General features: G+C 55.3%; 19 protein-coding genes and 1 tRNA gene. 7 read left to right on the plus strand and 13 right to left on the minus strand.

The window, feature by feature from the left end; all coding sequences use genetic code 11:
* Window positions 1–35: 35 nt before the first annotated feature.
* The 4 genes from ABEA92_RS01860 to ABEA92_RS01875 form a co-directional block, all read right to left on the minus strand.
* Window positions 36–1,283: a DUF1559 family PulG-like putative transporter gene (locus tag ABEA92_RS01860; RefSeq protein ID WP_345682092.1), complete on the minus strand. Its 1,248-nt coding sequence runs from the start codon at window positions 1,281–1,283 to the stop codon at window positions 36–38.
* Between the two features lie 1,215 nt (window positions 1,284–2,498).
* The gene (locus tag ABEA92_RS01865) at window positions 2,499–3,014 is read right to left on the minus strand and encodes a hypothetical protein (protein WP_345682093.1); all 516 of its coding nucleotides are present in this window, start codon (window positions 3,012–3,014) and stop codon (window positions 2,499–2,501) included.
* Complete coding sequence (locus ABEA92_RS01870) at window positions 3,007–3,555, minus strand: response regulator (protein ID WP_345682094.1); 549 nt, start codon at window positions 3,553–3,555, stop codon at window positions 3,007–3,009. Before ABEA92_RS01870 ends, ABEA92_RS01865 begins: the two co-directional genes overlap by 8 nt.
* A gap of 30 nt (window positions 3,556–3,585) precedes the next feature.
* Entirely contained in the window at window positions 3,586–4,884 is a 1,299-nt protein-coding gene (locus ABEA92_RS01875; protein ID WP_345682095.1) for a response regulator, read from the minus strand.
* A 280-nt stretch (window positions 4,885–5,164) separates the two neighbouring features.
* Between ABEA92_RS01875 and ABEA92_RS01880 the strand changes: the two genes are divergently transcribed.
* The gene (locus tag ABEA92_RS01880) at window positions 5,165–6,739 is read left to right on the plus strand and encodes a PDZ domain-containing protein (protein ID WP_345682096.1); all 1,575 of its coding nucleotides are present in this window, start codon (window positions 5,165–5,167) and stop codon (window positions 6,737–6,739) included.
* Window positions 6,740–7,038: 299 nt separating this feature from the next.
* Here the strand turns inward: ABEA92_RS01880 and ABEA92_RS01885 are convergent, their stop codons facing one another.
* Both ABEA92_RS01885 and ABEA92_RS01890 read right to left on the minus strand, forming a co-directional pair.
* The gene (locus ABEA92_RS01885; RefSeq protein WP_345682097.1) at window positions 7,039–7,527 is read right to left on the minus strand and encodes a response regulator; all 489 of its coding nucleotides are present in this window, start codon (window positions 7,525–7,527) and stop codon (window positions 7,039–7,041) included.
* A gap of 251 nt (window positions 7,528–7,778) precedes the next feature.
* Window positions 7,779–8,555, minus strand: coding sequence for a protein kinase family protein (locus tag ABEA92_RS01890; protein WP_345682098.1), 777 nt, complete (start codon window positions 8,553–8,555; stop codon window positions 7,779–7,781).
* 431 nt (window positions 8,556–8,986) lie between these two features.
* Here ABEA92_RS01890 and ABEA92_RS01895 point away from each other — a divergent pair.
* Window positions 8,987–9,060: transfer RNA gene (locus ABEA92_RS01895), tRNA-Met, on the plus strand.
* Between the two features lie 96 nt (window positions 9,061–9,156).
* Here the strand turns inward: ABEA92_RS01895 and ABEA92_RS01900 are convergent.
* Entirely contained in the window at window positions 9,157–9,597 is a 441-nt protein-coding gene (locus tag ABEA92_RS01900; protein WP_345682099.1) for a response regulator, read from the minus strand.
* A 286-nt stretch (window positions 9,598–9,883) separates the two neighbouring features.
* Between ABEA92_RS01900 and ABEA92_RS01905 the strand changes: the two genes are divergently transcribed.
* Window positions 9,884–11,059 (plus strand): hypothetical protein, encoded by a 1,176-nt coding sequence (locus ABEA92_RS01905; RefSeq protein WP_345682100.1) that lies wholly within the window; start codon window positions 9,884–9,886, stop codon window positions 11,057–11,059.
* 193 nt (window positions 11,060–11,252) lie between these two features.
* Window positions 11,253–11,717 carry a hypothetical protein gene (locus tag ABEA92_RS01910; RefSeq protein WP_345682101.1) on the plus strand — a complete coding sequence of 155 codons (465 nt, stop codon included), beginning with the start codon at window positions 11,253–11,255 and terminating at the stop codon, window positions 11,715–11,717.
* Here ABEA92_RS01910 and ABEA92_RS01915 read toward each other — a convergent pair.
* From ABEA92_RS01915 to ABEA92_RS01930, 4 genes are all read right to left on the minus strand, one after another.
* Window positions 11,694–12,035, minus strand: coding sequence for a translation initiation factor (locus ABEA92_RS01915; protein ID WP_345682102.1), 342 nt, complete (start codon window positions 12,033–12,035; stop codon window positions 11,694–11,696). The two genes, ABEA92_RS01910 and ABEA92_RS01915, sit on opposite strands and share 24 nt — an antisense overlap.
* A gap of 195 nt (window positions 12,036–12,230) precedes the next feature.
* A complete protein-coding gene (locus tag ABEA92_RS01920; protein WP_345682103.1) occupies window positions 12,231–13,058 on the minus strand; it encodes a phosphatase PAP2 family protein in 828 nt (275 codons plus the stop codon).
* Between the two features lie 330 nt (window positions 13,059–13,388).
* Window positions 13,389–14,339, minus strand: a complete 951-nt coding sequence (locus ABEA92_RS01925; protein WP_345682104.1) for a ribose-phosphate diphosphokinase — start codon at window positions 14,337–14,339, stop codon at window positions 13,389–13,391.
* 6 nt (window positions 14,340–14,345) lie between these two features.
* Window positions 14,346–15,131, minus strand: coding sequence for a sugar phosphate nucleotidyltransferase (locus tag ABEA92_RS01930; protein ID WP_345682105.1), 786 nt, complete (start codon window positions 15,129–15,131; stop codon window positions 14,346–14,348).
* Window positions 15,132–15,389: 258 nt separating this feature from the next.
* Between ABEA92_RS01930 and ABEA92_RS01935 the strand changes: the two genes are divergently transcribed.
* The 3 genes from ABEA92_RS01935 to ABEA92_RS01945 all read left to right on the plus strand — a co-directional run bounded on the left by ABEA92_RS01935 (window position 15,390) and on the right by ABEA92_RS01945 (window position 18,793).
* Window positions 15,390–15,815 (plus strand): DUF2752 domain-containing protein, encoded by a 426-nt coding sequence (locus ABEA92_RS01935; protein WP_345682106.1) that lies wholly within the window; start codon window positions 15,390–15,392, stop codon window positions 15,813–15,815.
* A gap of 87 nt (window positions 15,816–15,902) precedes the next feature.
* Complete coding sequence (locus ABEA92_RS01940) at window positions 15,903–16,793, plus strand: DUF58 domain-containing protein (protein ID WP_345682107.1); 891 nt, start codon at window positions 15,903–15,905, stop codon at window positions 16,791–16,793.
* The gene (locus ABEA92_RS01945; RefSeq protein ID WP_345682108.1) at window positions 16,790–18,793 is read left to right on the plus strand and encodes a VWA domain-containing protein; all 2,004 of its coding nucleotides are present in this window, start codon (window positions 16,790–16,792) and stop codon (window positions 18,791–18,793) included. Before ABEA92_RS01940 ends, ABEA92_RS01945 begins: the two co-directional genes overlap by 4 nt.
* Window positions 18,794–19,194: 401 nt before the next feature.
* Here ABEA92_RS01945 and ABEA92_RS01950 read toward each other — a convergent pair whose 3' ends face one another.
* Both ABEA92_RS01950 and ABEA92_RS01955 read right to left on the minus strand, forming a co-directional pair.
* Window positions 19,195–20,646: a sulfatase-like hydrolase/transferase gene (locus tag ABEA92_RS01950; RefSeq protein WP_345682109.1), complete on the minus strand. Its 1,452-nt coding sequence runs from the start codon at window positions 20,644–20,646 to the stop codon at window positions 19,195–19,197.
* A complete protein-coding gene (locus tag ABEA92_RS01955; RefSeq protein WP_345682110.1) occupies window positions 20,643–22,148 on the minus strand; it encodes a sulfatase in 1,506 nt (501 codons plus the stop codon). Before ABEA92_RS01955 ends, ABEA92_RS01950 begins: the two co-directional genes overlap by 4 nt.
* Window positions 22,149–22,343 lie beyond the last annotated feature (195 nt).

Raw genomic sequence — 22,343 nt, forward strand, 5'->3', positions numbered from 1 at the left:
CGGCATCGGCTGATATCGAAAGCGAGTCCAACGGATTAGAAATCCATTTCGACGCTTTCTTTTCCATTTCGAGTGCCCAACGCTCCCCAAAGTCCATAAGGTGATTTTTCACCGGGTTTGTTGTTCGACCAGATCACCTCGGCGTGAGAATCACCGGCTTCGATGCTATCGGTAATGAACTTGACCGAACCGTCTCCCATCACCACATGCACGCCGCCTTGATGGTTGCTGCTTGGGGGAGCGAGAGCCCAGGCCGAGTCGGATCGATTAGGCATCACCATTTCGCGGTTGGGTGGCAGAATCGTATTGAAGGCCGTATAGACCGTTGCGGCGTCTGCCCAGCGGAACCCTCGGCCATAACTTGAACTTAGCACTTGAACAATGGTGTCCGTACCTGAACCCCAGAACATCGGCCGCTCGGGGTCTTTCGCACCCGTGGTATCTGCCCAGCCGGGATCTTCACCCAACGGGCGAAACCCAGGTCCGACGGCCGCGTCGGTCGAAACCCTTTTGGGATCCGTATGCGTGGCGATTTCGCCCAGCATGATGGTGTTGCTTAGACCATCGGTGATATCACGAAACTTCATCGAACCACGAGATCGACCGTCGCCAAGCCCGCGAATTCCGTTGACCGTCCAGCGAAACACAAACGCGCCTCGCAGCGATTGATTCACCTGGTTGGCGCGCCCACCATCTTCGTAATAAAAGCCGCCGGATGAGTTCAAAGGTCCGACATCGGCATAGTGCATCCCGTCGCCATAACAGCAGGCGTAATTGGTGCGTCCCATCGCTGGCGCCCCGGTGCCAGGGTCACTCGGACAACGATACGAACCCACGTTTGTCATCCATGGAGTGTAGTTCCGGTCCCAAGCACGCGGTCCCATCGCAGGGTAATTGATCGTGCCGTCGCCATCCGAATCCATTGGATTCGAGATCTGTTCCCACAGCGACTGCTGTTCAATGTAAGGCAGAATCGGAATCAACCAGCTAATCCGGCGACCATTTCCCGCATTGCCGTTCTGGGTCGGGCTGCTGCCCGCCGTGTTGTCCGTCCCGCCACCATTGACTGGCAACCCATTGAACGCACTGTGGTAATTGTGGATGGCCAAACCAAGCTGTTTCATGTTGTTGCTACAACTCATGCGACGCGCCGCCTCGCGAGCCGCTTGCACGGCGGGCAACAACAGCCCCACCAATACACCAATAATCGCAATGACAACGAGCAGCTCGACGAGCGTAAAACCGCGTCGCCGCACAACTCCTTCTGCTTCCAAACGCTTCATACGAAGTCTCCAACAAAAAACGAAAAGGGAAAAAGCGAGTGTGACAAGGAAAGACAAAAATCCTTAACCCTGAGCACGACAAACTATATATAGTCCATCAAAACGGGGGGCCACAACACCATTGCATGCCTGCAACGTGAAAGTTTCCCCCTTCCGAAACGCAAATCGCCAATCAGCAGCAGACAGCGGAGACTCGCAACAACCCATCACGCTGGTCTGGCCAATTTGTATTGGCAAGTCACTTTTGCGGCTCCGCGTGCAACGTGTGACGCTCAGGCCGAATTCGTTTCTATAGACTGATCACATTGGGGGTCGATCATCCCAGCCAAATGAACGTGAAACTCACTGTTTGGTGGATTTGCCCGAAATGCGGACGGCGACAAAATCCACGGCAAAACACGCATTTTTCGCGCAAAACAAGACGTCCTTTGGGCATCAGTCGCATCCGCTTGCCAAGCAACTTTGTTGACTGCACCCCTTAGAACCGATAACCCCTTTGCGCCTACTGATACACTCATTGCCTGCCACCCCCACCGCCAGCAGAGTCGGGTGCAATCACGTGCGACGATTCAGTCGGCAAAAAAAAAGATGCGGTTCGTCGAGTCATGAGCCACAGCACCGCCGCTCGCAGTGACATGCCAAGGTCTATTGAGTTCCGTATTTGGACCCGACGCATGGCCGGATTGCGCGGTTGCGGCAAACCCGCCAAAACGCACCGCAAATAATCTCATCTTTCGTTCGCAATTACCGACGCCCGCTCGGTGACAGCATGCAGGGCCAGGCAGCTGCCTGCCGCCACATCAGCCCCCCGATCTAGCGAGAACGGAGGCCGATGCAGGCACGCTGCGATTTTCTTTCCCCCCTATGTCTCGGTCTAAATCGAGGACGGGAATCAATTGGCTGAGAATTTAGGTGGATGAGAATTAGATGGCTGGCACCTAATTGAGATGAGCCTTGAACGATCGCTGCGAGAAGAGACCAGCGGCGAGGGAGGCACTAGTGGGCTTGATCAGATCGGACGCCACGCTGCCACCCTGATGCGACGCGGCCAATGCCATCTACTTTGGGTTGCGCTCGCGGCGCGGGGTCTCGCACGGTTGCGGCGAGTAAAGTTCGATTTTGACCGGGCGGCTTGCGCCGCTCCGCTACAAGAACCACCTGTAGATGGCGCTGGACACACGCCTCTGTGCTGTCAGTGCGAGACGGCCAGTTGCGCTAGCGCTGCGGGGTGGGGATTCGCTCCCAACATTCCGCGTCACTTCGCAGTGCGACCAATTGCGGCAACCCCGCTTGGATCGTCGATGCAATCTCGGCAGGAAATTCGCCGGCAATCACTTCGATCTCCTTTGCGTCGTTGACGTCAAAGTTTTTCGGGACACGGAGGTACACCACTGGCGGATTCATCATCCACTGGACAAAGTGCTCGGCCAGCCGCGGCGTCACGCTTTCGTCGGCTTCGGGAAAGTCACCGTCGGCGATCAAAACAAAATAGCTCGCCTTCATTTGTCGTGGAAACAACCGATCGCATCCACGTTGCAGCACTCCGGCGATGCGATGTCGTAAAAACGAGACCTGTTCGTCCAGCGGTTGCCCCAGGTACGAATCCAAATTTCCTTCGTCACTACGCAGCAACGCAATGGAACTGTTCGAAGCGTCAAAGGCGCCCACATGCCAACAACATGAAGCCGTATCAATCAACACGACCAACGGAACAGCTTGCCGATCACTCATCGCCAACCTTTGCACGTTGCAGGGATTGACGCAACTGCGTCGTTTGCTCCTTGAAACGCTGGAGCGTGCCGTCGTCACATTTCGCGTTATCAACAGCATTAGCGACGGTTTCGGCATCGTCAAAGTAGCTGCTCAAGCGGTGCATCAACTCCACTTGGGCATCGATGACATCGTACCGCTCGGCGGCTTCTTTGAGCATGTCGAGCAAATCGTCGGGGTCCCACGGTTTGGTGATGTAGCGATACAGTTCACCTTGATTGATCGCATCGACCACGGCTCGAGTATCCGCATACCCTGTAAAGATGATGCGAACAGCTTCGGGGTGTGTGTTGCGAACTTTCTGCATCAGCTCGCTGCCCGTCATCGACGGCATCCGTTGGTCGGTCATGATCACGTGCACCGGGTGCTCTTCCATGATCTGCAGCGCCTCGCTGCCGCTGGTGGCCGTATACACCGTGAAATCACGACGCAGTAACCCCGTCAATGAAAACAGGACATCGGGTTCATCGTCGACGATCAATATCGAATGCGACTTCGTCATGAGTTGCTCCGCCTAGTTCTACGTTGGTCGTTAACCGGTACCTTGATCCGCTCGCGGCAATTTGATGTGGACCGTCGTCCCTTGCCCTAATTCACTCTCAATCGTGATCGATCCGCCGTGGTCGCGAACGACCGCGTAGCTGACCGCCATCCCCAGTCCTGTGCCTGTCCCCACAGGTTTGGTTGTAAAGAACGGCTCGAATACCGAATTTTTGGTTTGCGTATCCATGCCGCATCCGTAATCTTGCACCTCGATATAGATCCAATCGGGTTGACGGGTCAGGCGGACGTTTACCACCGCTCCCTGCTCGCTGGCCTGAATCGCATTGAGGACAATATTGTAAATGACTTGATGAATCTTATCAGGTCGACACTGCAGCGTGGCATCCGAATCGAGCTGCGTGTGAATCTGAATCTGCTTTTCTTGGATCGGCAAATTCAGTACTTGCAGCGTCGATTCGATGGCCGCGCGAAGATTCAATTGGTCTTCTGACGCCTGATCCAACCTCGCGAAATCACGCAAATTCATGATGATATCGCGAACGCGAGACAAACCTTCGGTAGAGGATTGTAGCAGCTGCGGCAAATGCTCTCTCAACCACGCGATGTCACAGTCCTGTTGCAGTTCCCCCAGCTGTTGAATTAATTCAGGGGGCGCCCCCTGAATGAACGGGCGAATCTCTTCGTACTTGTCAACCAGCCGCACCATGTCACTGAGATCGCGACGAAGCACCGCCAAGTTGTTCGTGACAAAGGCGATCGGATTGTTGATTTCGTGAGCCATTCCGGCAGCAAGCTGACCAAGGCTGGCTAATTTTTCGCTCTCGACCAACGCCGCTTGAGTCTCTCGCAATTGACGGTTCTGCTCGGCCAACTCTTGTTCCAAGCGGATGATCCGCTCGCCTTCGCGAAGCCGAACTCGCAACTCTTCCTGATCGCAAGGCTTGACCAGAAAATCATCCGCTCCCGACTCCATCGCGGTGACCAGGTCCTCTTTTTCCGACTTGGACGTTAACAGGATCAGGTAGCAGTACCCCGCGTGTTTCGAACTGCGGATACGACGAATCAGATCAAGCCCGTCCATGTTTGGCATGATCCAATCGGTCAACACCAATGAAAAGGATTGCTCTTGGAACAGATGCCATGCCTGCTCGCCGTCCACGGCCTCGACGACCGTGTAGTCCCATCGCCGCAGGTGATTGACCAACAGCATCCGGGATACCGAACTGTCTTCCGCAACAAGAACCTTCATGCTGAAATTGATCCCATCGACCGAACGCCACGCAATAGCAATGCTGCTAAACTCGATTCCGCCAAACTCGACTTCCATTTTTCACGCGTCGGTTCCTCCGCATTATAGTTGATCGCCAGGCAGCCGTTGGGGCGAGGGAACGGGATTCATCAAGGGAAAAACGCATCGGCGGCCCGTGTCTCCCCAGGTCGCCAATTCGTCCAAGGATGAGTGGTAGCCGACGGCCAATGCTGTCGCTAGCGGCCGACGAGAAAAGCTTCTTGTGGTTTCCGATTTCCGTCATCAGGAACGTGATTTGCACCATCTAGATCCTCTGCGGTTGTTGCAAACTCAATCCTTCATTACGGATTTCCAAACGATGAAAACCTACCACAAATCAACACTGGCGTGGTTGATCGCCGGTGCAGTGACAGTCCCGCTGTCCGGCTTGCTGTCGGGAACGGTTGCGTTTTCGCAAGAGACGGCGGAAACTCAATCCAACCCCACCTCGGGAACCACCGATGCGGCGTCACAAACCGATACGGCGGCATCTGCACAAGCAGCATCACCAGCTGATACGTCGACTCCAGCTGATACAGCGATACCTAACAAAACGGCGTCGCAAACGGATACAACGCAGTCCAGCGAATCGGCGTCGCAGCCGGATACGGCATCGCAGCCGCAGACCGGCGGGGACGAGCACCTTGACCGCGACTCGCCAGCACTGGGCGTGTTTGTCGGATCGTGCCCGGGCCAGGGAGTGTGTGTTCACGATGTTGTCATGGGCAGTCCTGCCCAGCGAGTCGGGATCGAGCGAGGCGATTACATCTTGGCCATCAATGACAAAACGGTATCGACCCCGAAAGAATTAAAAGAGGTCATCGAGGGATTGACGTCGGTCGACACCGTCAATGTCAGCGTATGGCGGCGCGGTCAAAAAATGACCAAGCAGGTCACGTTAGCAGCGGAGGCGAAGACGTTACCCAACAGTCGCCAAGCATGGTTAGGCGTGGCGTTGGCCGATCGCGACAACGGTGAACCTGGGGTGGTGATCGACCAAGTTCATCCCAACAGCCCCGCTGAAAAATCGGGTTTGAATTCGGGGGACGTGGTAGTCCAAATTGGGAACGAAGAAGTCACGTCGATTGACAAATTTGTTGAAACGGTTCGTGACCTCGAGCCCGGTGCCCAGGTCAATCTGACGGTTCAACGCGACGACGAAGAGCAGCAAATCACCGTGACGTTGGGCCAAGTCGGCAATGCCCCGCTGCGTTGGTTCCGCCGCCCCTTCGGCGGGCCAATTCCCGCGTCACCCTTCAATGCACCGCCGTTTGACCGCCAATCGCTCGATCAAAGCATGCGTCCTCTGATGCCTCAAGCTGCTCCGGACGTGATGGAAGAAATGATCGACGACATGCGGGCGCAAATTCGTTCGCTGCAGAACGAAGTGGACCAGCTGAAACGGCAGCTGCCATCGAATTCCAGCAGTGTTCCCAATTCCAATAACGTCCCCAGTTCCGACAATCCCTCGTCGCAAAACAGCGATCTGCCTGAGGCCGATCAACCCAGCGCCGATTTGTCAAGCAACGAGTTCAATCCGGCGGACTATGTGCAATTGGTGGTTCAGCGAGATGGGCGTGGACGAGGTAACCACGGCGACCATGATCATGGTGGCCACAATCACGGCGACCATGGACGCGGAAACCAAGGCAACTTTCAACGTCCTTACAACTTGCCGCACTTGAGCAACGATTGGACGGGCGAACGCTATCGCTATCAAGACAACCGCACCTATCGTTACCGAGTGCCCTACGGCCCGGTGTATCGTTACCCCACTTATTATCCCTATCAATACTACCAATACCGTGGCCGTCCCTACTACTACGGCGGAGCCTATCCCTACGGCTACCGAGGTGGAGTCCAGATCGGCCCGAACTTTGGTATTTATTGGTAAGGCAATCGGCTGCCGTCGTCAAAAGCCGACATCTATGATTTGGAACGACGCTCGCGTTCGAGCGTCGTTGGCTGCTAAATTTGGCGTTTTAGCGTAGCGGAAGTCGTTGACGGCTTGTTGATTTAGCGAAGGTTCCTGCGGCAGGGGGTGTAGGATGGACTTCCTAGTCCGTCAATGGTGGATTCGACGGACTAGGAAGTCCATCGTACGACTAAAACAACAAGCCGTTGACGAGTTCCGCTACGTGACGCTTTACAGCGTTCGACGTCATACCAGGTCGGGCTTGCCGTGCCCTGTTTTTATCGCTCTTTCAGCTTTAGTGGAATGTAGCGTCCGACGACCTGACGCATTTGATCGGTGGCCACTGGTTTGGCGACGAAATCGTCTGCTCCCGGCTGCATCTGCTGGCACCGGATATCGTGCGTGTCAGACTCGCTCGAGGCGACAATCACGGGGATCGAACGCAGCGCCGCATTGTCTTGCAACCACTGGACAAGATTCTGGCCGTCGCCATACAGCGTTTGTGTGTCGCTGATGATCAAGTCGGGTTTTTCCGTCGCAATCCGCCAAGAAGCCTGTTTGCTGTTAAAGGCGGCTAGAAAATCGACGTCGTAGGGACGAAAGACTCGCCGCTGCGACTCGACAAAATTCACATCGAGATCAACGACCATCAAACGCGGCGTCTTCGTTTTATTCCGATCAACCGTTGCTAACGGAACCGGACTTAAAACAGCAAAAGAATGCCCCATCAAACCGAACCCCATATCGCGAGAAAATACTGACGTCATGTTCGTTGCGTCAGCCGGATCCGCTGCGACGAAATCGAATTGAGCATGGCCTAGCCATCCAAACGATCCAGTCGCGGACCATTGCAAACATAGGTCACATAACGAGCGGGGGGAGCGAAATCGCCAAAGTCATGGCAAAATCGGCTCCGAAAATGCCGCCAGCTGCCGCGCTGACGATGTCAGCTTGCATCACCCGTCACGACGATTCAGCCTGACGTCTCGCGATCAGGTCACCCCAGCCATATTGGCCATTACCCCATCCAGTAGTGGCGGCTCACCGAGGCCACGACGATGACGGTGACGACAACACCCACCGCCACCCAATTTCGACGGACACGGGGTTGTGGCAATTCGAGTTCCCGCGAAACAGGGGCCTGACCCGATTCGGGTGACGATGTGATCGGTGGTATCGAATCGGCAAGGGGTTCCAAATGCTCGAACCCTTGCCGTCTTAAATCGATTCTCAATTCGACGGCAGACTCATAACGGTCTGTCTCATCTCGAGAAACCAGCCGTCTAAAAATGGGATTCGCGGCCCCCAAATCTGCGGTATCGCGATTGGCAACCGACTCCGCCTCGGCCTCGATAGGATCGGCTGAAGCAGTGGGATCATCTCCGCTCAGCATGTAATGAAGCGTCCAGCCGAGCCCACGAAGGTCGCGACCGACATCAGCGACGAGATCAAATTCTTGAGCTGCAGTGACTGGTTCGACATCGCCGCCCCCAATCCGAGCGAATCCATCGTCGGTCAAGACAATGCTGGACGGCGAAATCGCCCGGTGAACTTTTCCACCGCGATGCAAACGGTCCAATTCGGCGGCGATTTGATCGACGACGATGATTGCGTCGTCGATTGCCAAAGTGCCTGCATTGGCGATGCAGTCTCGCAAACTCTCTGGTTCCGAATTTTGGGCGGTAGTGGGCGGCGGGCGGTTATCGTGGGACTCGTGCTCTGAATCCAGATCACGCCGTCGCAGTGCCGCCGAGGGCAGGTCCCCCGTCTGCACGGCATCACAGTCGTCATTCATGCGTGATTCCTTTGTCGATCCGAATCGGGGGCAGGGAATTTCATTGTCATTGTCAATCGTGTGACCACGCCGATGTAACCGCGATTTTGCTCGACCCGCTCGCGAGAAACCGCTGAAAAAACGAACTCAGCAATCCGCAACTTGTCTTTATCATGCTTTCGATCGTCTGGAAAAGCGAGCGATCGGCCCCACGTTCATGATTTCCTGGCAAACCCGCCCTTTTCGAGGACGCTGCATCGCACTATAAAACTGCAAATCGGAAGTGAATTTTTCCGGAAACTTTGGTGAGAAACAAGGATCCGCTGCGAACTAAGAGATCTAGTCCGCATCACCCGCCCCACGGCGTTTCAGCGCGATCCTAAATGCGAAAAAAGGTGTCATGACATCGGCTTTTTCAACCGAAGCAAATCCGGTACACTTTTGACCCACACGGCGATGTAGCTCAGTCGGTTAGAGCGGAGTCTTCATAAGGCTTAGGTCAGCGGTTCGAGTCCGCTCATCGCTATTTTCTATTTTTCCCCGATCGCGTTAGCGAACTCTGCTGGGGGAAATGCAACTGGGGCAACGCGAACGGCGATTTTGCCCCCACGCTTGCGCAGCCCTATTTCGCTGGTTCGCGACGTGCTCGTGCAATCAGCTCTTGGACCGTTTTTCCTAGATCGGAAACGGCAATCGGTTTGGTCAGAAACCCGTCTGCTCCGGCGGCCGTCGCGGCGGCGCGTTCGGAATCATTGCCACTCATGATGGCGACGGGAACATCGCAATTCGGCCCCTCGAGTTGACGGATTTTTGCAAGCGCATCGATGCCGTTGATGCCGGGCATCTGCACATCCATCAGCACGAAACGGTAGGGCGTCTGCTGCAGCATTGCGAGTGCTTGCTCGCCATCGGACGCAAACTTTGCCGGAAACCCGATGACCTCCAATGCATGCACCAGCGACTGCTGGACCAGCACATTGTCTTCGACAAGCAAACCAGGTTCGCTCGCGTAGGCGTCGACGGACGTCGCCGCGGACTGCTCACATGAAGAATGAGACGCCATAACCAAAGAGGCTCCTGTCCTGCAAAAAAAAGGCATTGCAAACTTAAATCAAAAAGGGAACTCCGCTACGCACTCGGTTCCCCACAAACCGTTTTTGCGATTAGGCGAACTGTACCGTATCGCACTTTAAAGTCTAGCAGACGCGATCATGTCACGTGGTCACGTCGTGAGACTTGTCAAAACACCAGCAAACTCTTTGCCGACCGCGGTCGATAAGTGGTGGACACAACCTGTACGTTCGCCCTCGATCGACGAGGGATTCCCTCAATTGATAACGGGATCGTCTATGCCATTCCTCGGCGGCAGCCTTGCATTCGAGAGATTTAGTGTCAGTGGTTTCGAAGTTACCGAGTTCGGTGACGAACAAATCGAACTTCTTGCCCAAAACGTTGCTGGCAATAACCAGACTGCGTCGGCAGAAAACGTTCATATCGGTTTTCTCGGCGGCGCCCACCTGTTTGACCAAGAGTTCGAGCTCAGCAAAAACGTGCTCGACGAAGCGGTCCATTTCAGCATCCGCATCGATACCAACCAAATTCCCTCGGCCATCCGCAAAGCATGGCTACAGATGGAATTATTAGCACTGGCCAAAGATAGTCCAAGCGGTGTGGTGTCCAAGGCCGGCCGCAAGGAAGCCAAAGAAGCGGTCGAACAACGCTGCGAAGTCGAAGCGGCATCGGGCAAGTATCGCAAAATGCAGCAGTTCCCATTGCTTTGGGACCACACCCGCGAAACGCTGTACTTTGGCGGCACCGCCGGTACCGCCAGCGGTCACTGTGCGGACCTGCTTGAACGCGTCTTTAACGTCGAACTGCGTCATATCAGTGCGGGTTCGATCGCGCAGGCGTGGGCAATCGAAAATGATTTGTATGGCGAAGTCGACGATCTCGTCCCAGCGAACTTCGTTCCGGCGGTCCCCCACGGCGATCTCGCCTGGACCAACCAACACTCCAAGGCCCCGGACTTTCTCGGCAACGAATTTTTGTTGTGGTTGTGGTGGAAGCTTGAAAATGATTCGGACACTTTCACGCTGCCCGACAATTCCGAAGTCACGGTGATGCTGACCAAGACACTGTCGCTGGAATGCCCGCTGGGCGAATCAGGAAAAGAAACGATCTCGCACGAGAGTCCGATCAAGCTGCCCGAAGCGATGCACGCGATTCGCTCAGGAAAATTGCCTCGGAAATCGGGCATGACCGTGATTCGCGATGGCCAGCAATTTGATCTTGTCTTGCAAGCCGAAACGTTTGGCATCAGCGGTGCAAAAATTCACGTCGACGAGGACGCCGATTTCGAAGTCGACGAGCGAATTGATGCCATCCGGACGCTCAGCGAAACCATCGATCTGATGTTCCACAGCTTCTGTGCCAAACGTGTCAGCGACACGTGGAACAAGGACCTGAAGAGCATCATTCACTGGCTCGAGAACGCCGGCGCCAAGGCGGAACGCTCCGCCGCGTAAGCGATCCGAATCCGATTCGCTAACCCCGCCGGGATGAGCCCGTAGCGGAAGCGGGGACATCCTTCCGTCGGGCTTGCCCCGGCGGAACAGACAAGCGGCAGCTACATTTGTTAAATTGAACGTGTTCTCCTGCTGGTGCTTCCCGATCCATGGGGAGCTGACACGAATCAAGTGGTCGCTGAGAGTGACTGAGTTGCCGAATCCCTACCAGCCTCCTCCGTCGGTCGATGAAGCGCCGCCATCGTGGTGGCAGCGGATTCGCAATTGGTTCCAGCCTGGCACGGCGGCTCGTTACGAAGTCGGATACGAAGCCAGCCTGCTCGAATTCCTGCGTGGCCGATGTCTGTTTTTCGAAGGCGTCGTCTTTTTCGTCGACCGCGAGGACCGCAGCATCTTGCATGCAGCGATCGCACTTCGCGTCGATGATCCCGGCTTGGTTGACCGCAGCTGCGATGAAGTCATTCGTGTCCTCGAGATCTTTTTTCGCTACTATCCCGATATTGAAAAAGGGGTCGCGGGGCGTCAGCTGTGCATTCGATTCCTGCGTCTGTACACCGATTTTGACGATGAGGTCCGCGAACGAACGATCATCGGCACCCTTCCGCTGGCCCGTGCAACGCATGCTGTCCACGATTCAGCGAACGCGGTAGCCGATTGATTTGAGTTTCTCTTGCACACGGGCAAGATGATCGCCTTGGATTTCAATTTGATTTTCTTGTAGCGATCCGCCCGCACCGATGGCCGATTTCAGTTCGGACAACAACTTTGGCAAGTCGGTTTCGTCCGGCTTCAAATCCTTGACGATCGTCATCACGCGTTTGTTCTTGCGTCGCTCCGTGAACACCTTGGCCGTCTGCTTTTCCGCCGGCAGATACTCGTGAGCCGGCGGCGGACATTTACATGCTTCTTCGAGCTCACCGCAACGATCACAGGTCGGCGGAATGTCAAACGGAGTGCCTGCGAATAGTCGGGTCATCGTTACAAGAGAATGGGGGTATTGAAACTGTCGAGTGCGTTGCGAGTGAAGCATCGCCCGAACCATCTTAACCGACTTGGCTCGCTAGGAACCAGGCGACGCCGGGTGCCATGTTCGCCCCGGTGGTCTTGCGGCAACTCGGCTCGCGCGACCAATCCAATCAACAGCTCGCTTACGACGTCTCGCTGCCGATGATCACGCGGCGATCCGGCCTTCGTCCTCATCGTCCGTGCTAGCCTCATCGACTCGGTTCGCTTCGTCAATGCGGGGCAGTTTTTCTTCGAACAACGGGCGTTTCGGTCGTCGCTCGGATTCCATTCGATCGAACAGGCTGCCGAGCAGTTTGGGGTGAAAGCAAACGTAACCCCAGATCAAACCGAACGCAGCGCCGCCAAACACGTCGCTGATAAAGTGGGCTCCCGAGTACATTCGCTGCAGCATCGTGCCAATCAGCATCATCGCGAACACCCACCGGCCTCGCGGCAGGACCGCAGCCAGCCCGATCGCAAACGCGGCAGCGACTGCCATGTTCGAACTGGGAAAGGCTCGTGTGCCCGCATCAAACGTGGCAACTTGATCCAACGACCAATCAAACACCCAATGCCATGCTTTGTCATAGGTTGCGATGTCCAGATTGATACGACTGGGGCGTTCTCGCAGGACAAACATTTTCGCGAGCGTCGAAACGGCTCCGGCCCCCATCGCCAGCACGGCTAACCGCGGGACATAGCGGCGGCGACGCGGTGCCATCAGCAAGATACACAGCAGGATCAAGAACACGCCGGTGGCATGCGAAAAATATCCGGCCAATTCAAACACGCTGGCGATCTCTTTCGAGGGCCGATTGACTGCCAACCAACGACCGACCGGCACGTCGATCAACGTCAACATGGGGACGATCAACAGCGAGATGCCCGACATCCACATCAAGCTGGTGGTGCGGAACGGAGCGAGTTCGTCTGCGTCGGCGCCGCCAAACATCGACAACTTGGACCGAGATTTCGCGTAGTCACGATGGGACATAAGTACCACTTTCGATGTGAAACATTGTCCGTGCAACACAAGGGGGGTACCTCGCCCGCACCGGAAAGAACATCAAGAGGGACCGTAGCTAAATTCGCTCGACTCGCGAAAGAGCAGCCGCGCGAGAATTCAAAAAGAAACCGATCCGATAGCAAGCATTTTGCGGGGTTTTCTTAACAAAACGTTCACCACAGCCCCCGAAATGGATCGCCGTTTTTGCGATCCATTGCAGGGTTTCGGACGTGCAAAACGCGTGTCTCGCGCCCTAGAATCGGGGACGACGCTGCAGGCAATCTTTGCTGCTAGAAACGATTTTCGCCGTGGAACCGCCTACCGTTCGCGGAACAACTCGCTGATCGATTGGTCGTGGTGGATTCGCTTGATCGCTTCGGCCAACAGCGGTGCGACGCTCAATTGAACCATGTTGGGCAATTGCTTTTCCGCGGGCAACGGAATCGAATCGGTCACGATGATCGAATCGATCGGGGCCTCGCGAAGCCGTTCAATCGCCGGTCCACACAAAATTCCGTGCGTGCAAGCAATGTGAATTTCTTTGGCGCCCGCCTGGTGAACCAACCGTGCGGCCCCACAGATGGACCCTGCGGTGCTGATCATGTCGTCAAACAACAAGGCGACTTTGCCTTCGACCGGGCCACCGATGATCGTACTTTGGCGAACTTCGGTCGCACTGGTTCGCCGTTTATCGACGATCGCCAGCGAACCACCGAGTCGTTTGCCGTGGCCGACGGCGCGTTTGATGCTGCCCTCATCGGGGCTGACCACGACGATCTCTTCGTCCTTCAACCCGCGAGCGAGAAAGTGGTCATTCAAAACGGGCGCGGCGTACAAGTGGTCGACCGGTACGTCAAAGAAACCTTGGATCTGCGCCGCATGCAAATCCATCGTCAACACGCGATCGGCGCCGGCTCGCGCGATCACGTTAGCGACCAATTTTGCGGTGATCGGCACTCGCCCTTCGTCTTTGCGGTCTTGCCGTGCGTAGCCAAAGTAGGGGATCACTGCGGTGATCCGTTCGGCGCTGGCTCGTTTGCAGCAATCGATCATCACCAACAATTCGAACAAATTGTCGTTGACCGGTGGCGATGTCGGCTGGACCAAAAACACGTCGCGACCGCGGACGTCTTCGTCGAGTTTGCAGTAGTTCTCGCCGTCAGGAAACTTGCCTAACGTGATTTTTGCCGGTTCGAGATGCAGATGCTTGCAGATCTTGGTGGTGAGATCGCGATTGGCTCGGCCGCTGAAGATTTTCAATTCACGCATGTCAGCTTATGCATACCCCATCGATCGCATCGTTTCGTCGACTAGTTTCAATTCATCTGGGTTATTGATCGAAAGCGATTCGCAAGGTTTTAGAACCGCGATCGCTTCGACAGGTCGTCCGGCTTCGCGAAGCAGTTTGGCGGTATCGGTCAGATAGTACTCGCCTTGAGCGTTATCATTGCTCAATTTTGACAACGCATCCAACAAGTCGGGCGTATTGAACAAATACGTGCTCATGTTGACTTCGGTAATTTTCCGCTGTTCTTCCGTGGCGTCTTTGTGTTCGATGATCCCGATGAACTCGCCCGCGGCGTCACGCACGATTCGCCCCAAGCCTTCGGGGTTCTCTTTTTCGAGCGTTCCCAGCAACAAGGCGGGTTGGGTTTCACGGAAATGATCGAGGCATTTTTTTAAGCTGGTTGATTGGATCAGCGGCGAATCGCCTGCGACGACAATCGTGGGCCCTGTCTGTTTTTCGAGTGCGGGGCGGCAAATTTGGACGGCATGTCCCGTGCCTAGCTGCTCATCTTGGTAGGCGAATTCGATCTTGCCACTGCGGCTAGCGAGCTCTTTTTTGACCGCGTCGGCCTCGTAGCCAACGACGATGATTTGTCGCTTGATGCCTGCGGCTTCGAGGGCGTCGAGCACAAAGTGGATCATCGCGCGGCCGACCACCGGGCAAAGAACTTTTGGCAGGTCACTCTTCATTCGAGTTCCCTTGCCCGCGGCCAACACGATGGCACAAGGCTCATCAAAAGCGTCGTTCGCGTGAGCGTTTGTCGATTCAGACATGGGTAAAATAGGAGTTTTAGATGGGTTTTAAGGAGTTTTCGATAGCTGAAGCTACTGCCCCACCGCGGGGCCGCGAAAATGCCAAATGCCTTTCTCGACCCGCCGCCGGCACACATGGTCGCAAGTCGTCGCGAATCAAACAAGCCGGTGGGCAAATGTTCGTGGTCGATCCGGATGCTCAGTGCCCGATCGACGGCATCCCATGGACGGCCACGTCGCTGCGATTTCCCAAACATTTCTGGTAAACTGAGCGACGATATGAACGAAAATCGAAAATCCCATCCCATGTTGCTGATCGCAATCGTCACCACCTTGGTGGTTTGTGCCGCCACCGGAATCGTTTTGCTGCAGATGCTTCAGCCAAACCACGATTCCTGGTTCCCAAAGTGCCAATTTTACCAGTCGACGGGATTGCACTGTCCCGGATGCGGCGCAACGCGAGCGGTTTTGGCGCTGCTGCACGGCGACGTCTTCCTGGCGGTGCGAAATAACGCGTTGCTGATTCTTGGGGGCCCGTTGCTGGTGATCTACATCATCCGCCAAAACCGACGTCCGGATTTCGATCCACGATCCACGCTGCGGATCATTTCGATCATGGTAACCGTGCTGGTCATCTTCAGCGTCGCCCGAAATATCCCCTCCCCCACAAGTAGCCCGTTCGCACCGGTGCCAGTGGCAAAGTAAGTCGCTGGCAACTGGTCACCGCCCCCAAGTCAGTTCGTGTATAACTAGGCTCACAAAATCGCTCTTCACCGCTCACGATGATCATCCATGCCAGCGACCGCAACGGATCCACTGCTAAGCCCTGAATTGCTCGGGCGACTCGAACGTTTGGAACTTGTTTCTCGCAAAGTTTTTCGAGGAAGAATGAAAGGCGAACGTCGCAGCCGACGCAAAGGAGAAAGCGTCGAGTTCGCCGATTTTCGTCACTACGTCGCCGGCGACGATTTGCGGCTGATCGATTGGAATCTATACGCTCGATTGGACCAGCTATTTTTAAAGCTGTTTCTCGAGGAAGAGGACCTGCATTTTTTCTCGCTGATTGACGCCAGCGAATCGATGAACTTTGGCGACCCCACCAAACTTCGCGTGGCCAAACAGATGGCCGCCGCGCTTGGTTACGTCGGGCTATGCCGAGCCGACCGCGTCAGCGTGTCGGTGCTAGGTCCCGAAGGCCGTCGTGCCCCGGTGCTCCGCGGCCGAGCCAGTCTGTGGAAAATGTTGGCGTATCTCGATTCGGTGCAAAGCGGCCACAACGTTTCGCTACACGACGGGGTGAAAGAGTTTGCCCTGAGGACATCGGGTACCGGGGTCGCGGTGCTGTTGACCGATTTGATGGACAAAGAGGGTTACGAATCGGCGCTGCGGATGTTGATCGGACGCCGAATGGATGTGTTTGTGATGCACATCTTGTCGCCCGAAGAAATCGATCCACCGCTGCGAGGCGACCGCAAACTAATCGATATTGAGGATCGAGATGAGGCCGAGATCACGATCAACGCTCATGTGCTGAACAAATACAAAGAAACCGTTCAAGCGTTTATGAATTCAGCCAAACATTTTTGTTCGAAGCGATCCATCATCTACATTCCTGTTCGCACGGACACGCCAGTCGAGACGATTGTGACTCGATATTTACGTGAACGAGGGGTGGTGCGATGAGTTGGATTTCAACGCTGACGCCGCTTCACTGGGCACTGTTTTCGCTGATCCCGATCGGCATCATCCTGCTGTATTTCTTGAAACTTCGGCGGGAACCCGTCGAGGTTCCGAGTACGTTTTTGTGGAAAAAAACGATCGAGGACCTCCACGTCAACAGTTTGCTGCAACGACTACGCCGCAGCATCCTACTGTTTTTACAACTGTTGATCATCACGTTGGCGGCATTGGCGATGTTGCGTCCCGGGGTTCGCGGTGAAACTTCCAGCCGCGGTCGTCTGGTGTTCTTGATCGACACATCGGCTAGCATGCAGACGACCGACGTCGATGATGACGCCAATCGTTTTGAAAGGGCCAAGCGGTTGGTGTCCGAGCGAATCGAGGCGATGTCCGATAGCGAAACTGCAATGCTGGTGTCGTTCAGCGATCGCGCCGAGGTATTGCAATCGTTCACATCAGACCGCAACCGATTGCGTGACGCACTGTCGCGTGCCGAGGTGACCAACCGCCCCACCGATGTGCTCGGTGCGCTCAAGGCCGCCGATGGACTGGCCAATCCGCGACGTACCAGCGAAGCAGGCGATGTGAACGACGTGCAGGTTGCCGACGCGTTGCCCGCCGATTTGCTGTTGTACAGCGATGGCGGGTTTCAAACGGTAACCGAATTTGATCTTGGCAACTTGGCTCCGACCTACATTCCAATCGGGTCAGCCGAAGTCACCAATTTGGCGATCACCGCGTTTTCGGCAGAGCGTAACGTTGAAAAACCCGAGCAAGTCCAGATCTTTGCCACGGTCATCAATTTAGGTACCCGCCCCGCAGCAGCGACCGCGACATTGACGTTGGACGACGAACTGCTTGATGCATCGAGCGTCGATTTGCCTGTGGGCGAACAAGCGGGATTGTCGTTTTCGATTGAAAGCGAAGAAGCGATCTCGCTGAAATTGGCGTTGGATATCAAAGACGACCTCGCGATTGACAATGTCGCTTACGCAGCGTTGACGCCAATGCGAAACGTTTCGGTCCTGGTCGTCACGCCAGGAAACTCGCCGCTTGAAATCGCACTTTCGACTTCCAAGGCTGGCAAGATATGCCAATCCGAATTCGTGCCGCCTGAATACATGAGTACGGAATCTTACCAACAGCGAGCCGAATCGGGCAACGACGACTTGATCATCTACGACCGATGTTCGCCCGAGACGATGCCGCGGACGAATACCTTTTTTATTGGCGCGCTTCCGAGCAACAAGGTATCCAACACCGATGGTACGACCACTGAAGCATGGAAATGGAATAGTGAACCCTCCGGTGTGGCACTGATCGACATGGACCGGACTCATCCGTTGATGCGGTACTTGGAACTGTTTTCGCTACTGATTTTCCAGGGCCGTTCGGTCGAAGGCCCAGCGGGCAGCACCGAACTGCTCGGTGCGGACATCGGACCGATGCTGATGATCGCGCCGCGAGATGGATACCAAGACCTGGTCCTAGGATTCGAATTGATCAGCACGGGTGCCGATGGTGCAACACAAACCAACACGAATTGGTACGCAGAACGATCGTGGCCCGTGTTCGTGTTGAACGTGCTGCGTTATTTAGCAGGCGCCGCCGAAGTCAGTGGCGCGCCGTCGTACACTCCCGGCGACACCGTGCGACTGCGAGTCGAGAGCGCCATCCGCGATGTCGACGTCGAACGTTTGAGGGACAAAGCGGCCAAGGTCCCTGTGGGTCCATCGGGAGTGACTGAAATTGTCGAAACGGACATGCCCGGCAATTATCGCGTGAAATCCGGCGAGCGAATTGTTGATATGTTTTCGATCAACTTATTCAACCGCAGCGAAAGCACGGTCGCCGCAGCCGAAAGCATCGAGCTTGGGTACGAATCGGTCGAAGGCGAAGTCGGCGGCGTGGAAAAACGCCAAGAGTATTGGCGGTGGCTATTGATCGGCATGTTGGCGATCCTGGCAACCGAATGGTGGGTGTTCGGCCGCCGCGTCGCGTAGTCGTCGCCTATGCCATTAGTGGTAGCGGAACTCGTCAAGAGTTTCGATCTATTCGGCGATCCACGAAAGTCTTGACGGGCTGTTGATTTAGTGAGCCGCGACGCGTCAGCGGCCGGGTTCCGCGCACGCCCGGGTGCCTTACGGCGCATGGCCCACTGTCGCGATTTGCAATTCGATTAAATCAACAAGCCGTCAACGGCTTGCTGATTTAGTGAAGTTTCCTGCGGCAAGGGGGGCATGATGGACTTCCTAGTCCGTCAATAGCGCATTCGACGGACTAGGAAGTCCATCGTACGACTAAATCAACATGCCCGTGAAGAGTTTCGGGCTGTTCGGCGATTCACGAAAGTCTTGACGACTTCCGCTACGTGTCAACCCGCCGCTTGATGCTCCAACATCCGTCAATAACGATAATCGGCGCCATCACGGCTACGCTGACAACTCGCTTCGATTTCCGCCAACCGCTGACTCAGCGCCGACAATCGTTCGGGCGACGTGGCGGCGAGATCATTTTCTTCGTATGGATCTTGGCTTAGATCGTACAGACGAAGCTTGCCGTCCTTCTTGGCCTCTTGCAACAGCTTCCAATTTCCGGAAATGATTGCCTTGCCATCAATCCCACCTTGCAAGCGGCGATAACCAAAAAACAGCTCTCGCTCTTGTGACTCGACTTTTTCGGTCAATAGCGGCATCAGATTGACTCCGTCGATCGGCAACGAGGACTTGATTGCCGATTCAACCTGACACGCATGGGCGATGGTTGGCAAAAAATCAACCGTCGAACAACGCACGTCGGTTGCCGTGCCTGCGGGGATCACGCCGGGCCATTCGGCACAAGCCGGAACCAACAACCCGCCTTCATACATCGTGTGTTTGTGACCTTGGAACGGGCCCGCCGAAGCCACTCCTTTTTTGGACAAACTATCCGCAGGTCCGTTGTCACTACAAAACAGAACGAGGGTCCGTTTTTCAATACCAAGTTCACGCAGTTTGGCACGCAAGCGACCAATCTGCTCGTCCATCGCCGTGATACAGCCATAGTAGTTTTGCCGAGCCTTGCCGAATTTCTTATAGCGTTTTTTGTATTCCTCACCCGCCACCACGGGTTCGTGCGGAGCATGAAACCAAACCGTGGCGAGGAACGGTTGATCTTGATTGGATTCGATAAATGGGATCACACGGTCCATGATGATACAGCTATCATCGCCCGCCATATTCTCGGACACATCCTTTCCATCTTGGACATAAGGCATTCCGCCTTTCCATGGTTTGCCTGGTTCGTTCCCCCAGCTGTCCCATCCCTCGGGTGTCACCGTTGGGTTCCAAGTGGGCACCGCGCTTGTGGTGGCAAAGTATTGATCGTACCCATGGTGTGACGGCGGCGAGTAGAAGCCACGCGATCCGACGTCGTCGGGTTTGACCCAGCCGACATGCCATTTTCCAAAAAACCCGCTTCGGTAGCCTTTCTTTTTCAGCAGTTCGGGGATCGTCGTTTCACCCACTCGCATCCCACCGGTGTGTGCAGCGAGAATTCCAAAGCGAAAGGGATATCGGCCAGTTAAACAACTGCCGCGCGTCGGCGAGCACAGCGGCGCGGCGGCATAAAAGCGGTCCAACCGCATCCCCCCGGCTGCCATCGCGTCGAGGTTCGGCGTGTGTATGTCATCGTTGCCGTTGAATCCAACGTCTCCCCATCCTTGGTCATCGCTCATCAGCATGATCACGTTGGGAGCCGCCGCATCGCGACGTGGCTCGGTATCGGCTTTCGCCGAACCGGTCACGGCCAAGCACAACAGCCCTATCCCCAGCGACAACAGACGATGAATTGGGCGAATTAATTTACGATTGATCATTGGATAACTTCACCTTCGGTTAATGTGTCGATCCATCGAGCATGCTGTTTTTTGACTTCGTTCAATTCAGGGTGACCCGCCAAGTTGCTCCACTCATTGGGATCTTTGCTGTGATCATAAAGTTCTTCCGAACCGTCGCGATAGCGAATGTAACGCCATCGTTCGGAGCGAACGGTATGGTTGCCTGCGGTCGTCGATGTCAACGCAGGCCGATCCCATTCGTCATTAGGGTTCACCAACAATCGTCGAAAACTTTGCCCTTCCAATTGAGCCGGCGGCTCCAATTGGCAAAGCTCGGCGAGCGTCGGATAGATGTCGATCAATCCAACCGTGCGATCGCACGCGTTTCCATCGGCGGACACTCCCGGCACATGCACGGCCAGAAAGCTACGCGTGGATTCTTCCCATGGCATCCATTTCCGCCAGTGCTGTTTTTCACCTAGATGCCAACCGTGATCGGACCAAAGCACGACGATCGTGTTGTTGGCATAGCGGCTATCTCGCAAATGTGACAGCACTTGCCCGATGCAATCGTCGGTCAACGCGACGCAAGCGTGATAGGCATGCACTAATTCGCGTCGATAAGTGGGGCTGTACTGATCCACGGCGTCATCGGCGATCAAATCATCGCGGCCGAGTACCCAACGCCGAGCGATCTCGGGAACATCATCCAAGTCGTTCTCCAGCACGGCTGGCATTGTCAATTTTTCACGATCGAATTGGTCGAAATAGCGTTTCGGCGCGGTCATCGGGGTATGAGGTTTGTAGAACCCGATCGCAAGAAAGAAGGGTTTCTCGTGTTTTTGGTCCAATTGCGTTTTCGCCCAAGTAGCCACTTGCTCGTCGGGCATTTCGCCCGGTTCGATATCGAGTGCCGCCCACGCCAACGTGTCCTTGGCTCGATCGCCAAATCGTTTTGCAAACTGTCTTCCGTCCGGAGGCTCCGGCCCCCATCGCAGCGTCTTTGGCCCCACCGCGTCCCAATAGGCCTTTTTGCCATGGTCGTTGTGATAGATTTTGCCCATACACATCGTGTGGTAACCATTGTCGCGAAACCAAGCCGGCATCTGCGTTGCCGAACGATAGACCGAACCAGCACGCTTCAGACTGTTTCCATAGATCCCGGTCGTCGATGCATACATCCCGGTCAGCACCGAGGTACGTGACGCGTTACAAAGTGCGACTTGGCAATGCGAATTACGAAACAACACACTGTTTTTGGCAAACTCGTCGATGTTGGGCGTTTGGGCATCTGGATTCCCACCGAGACATCCCACCCAATCGTTGAGGTCGTCCACAGCGATGAACAAAACATTGGGAGGTTGATTGGCAGCGACCGCGGATTTCTTCCGTTTCGATTCTGGTTCCTCGGCGTGTAAGCAAGCCGAGTCCCACCCCGAAACGCCACTTGCCACCGCAAGTGCCATCACCAGAAAGCGTGACACGAAGAATCGAACTCGGTCGGGTTCGCCTCGGCGTAGGTCGTCGTTAATAAGTGTCATGGGTTCACATGGACGAGTGAAGATTTGGTGCAGAAGATTGAAGCGGCGGCGAGATTGCCGATCGATAGTATGAACGAAACATTTGACAAGTGCATCTACCACCTTTTATTTTCCATTTCCCAGCTACGATTGCGTTAGTCATCACACAGCGACTCGCAGTCTTGCGTCGAGTTGGCTGCGGACTACCTTGATTGC

The sequence above is a fragment of the Novipirellula caenicola genome (assembly GCF_039545035.1).
GTDB lineage: Bacteria > Planctomycetota > Planctomycetia > Pirellulales > Pirellulaceae > Novipirellula > Novipirellula caenicola.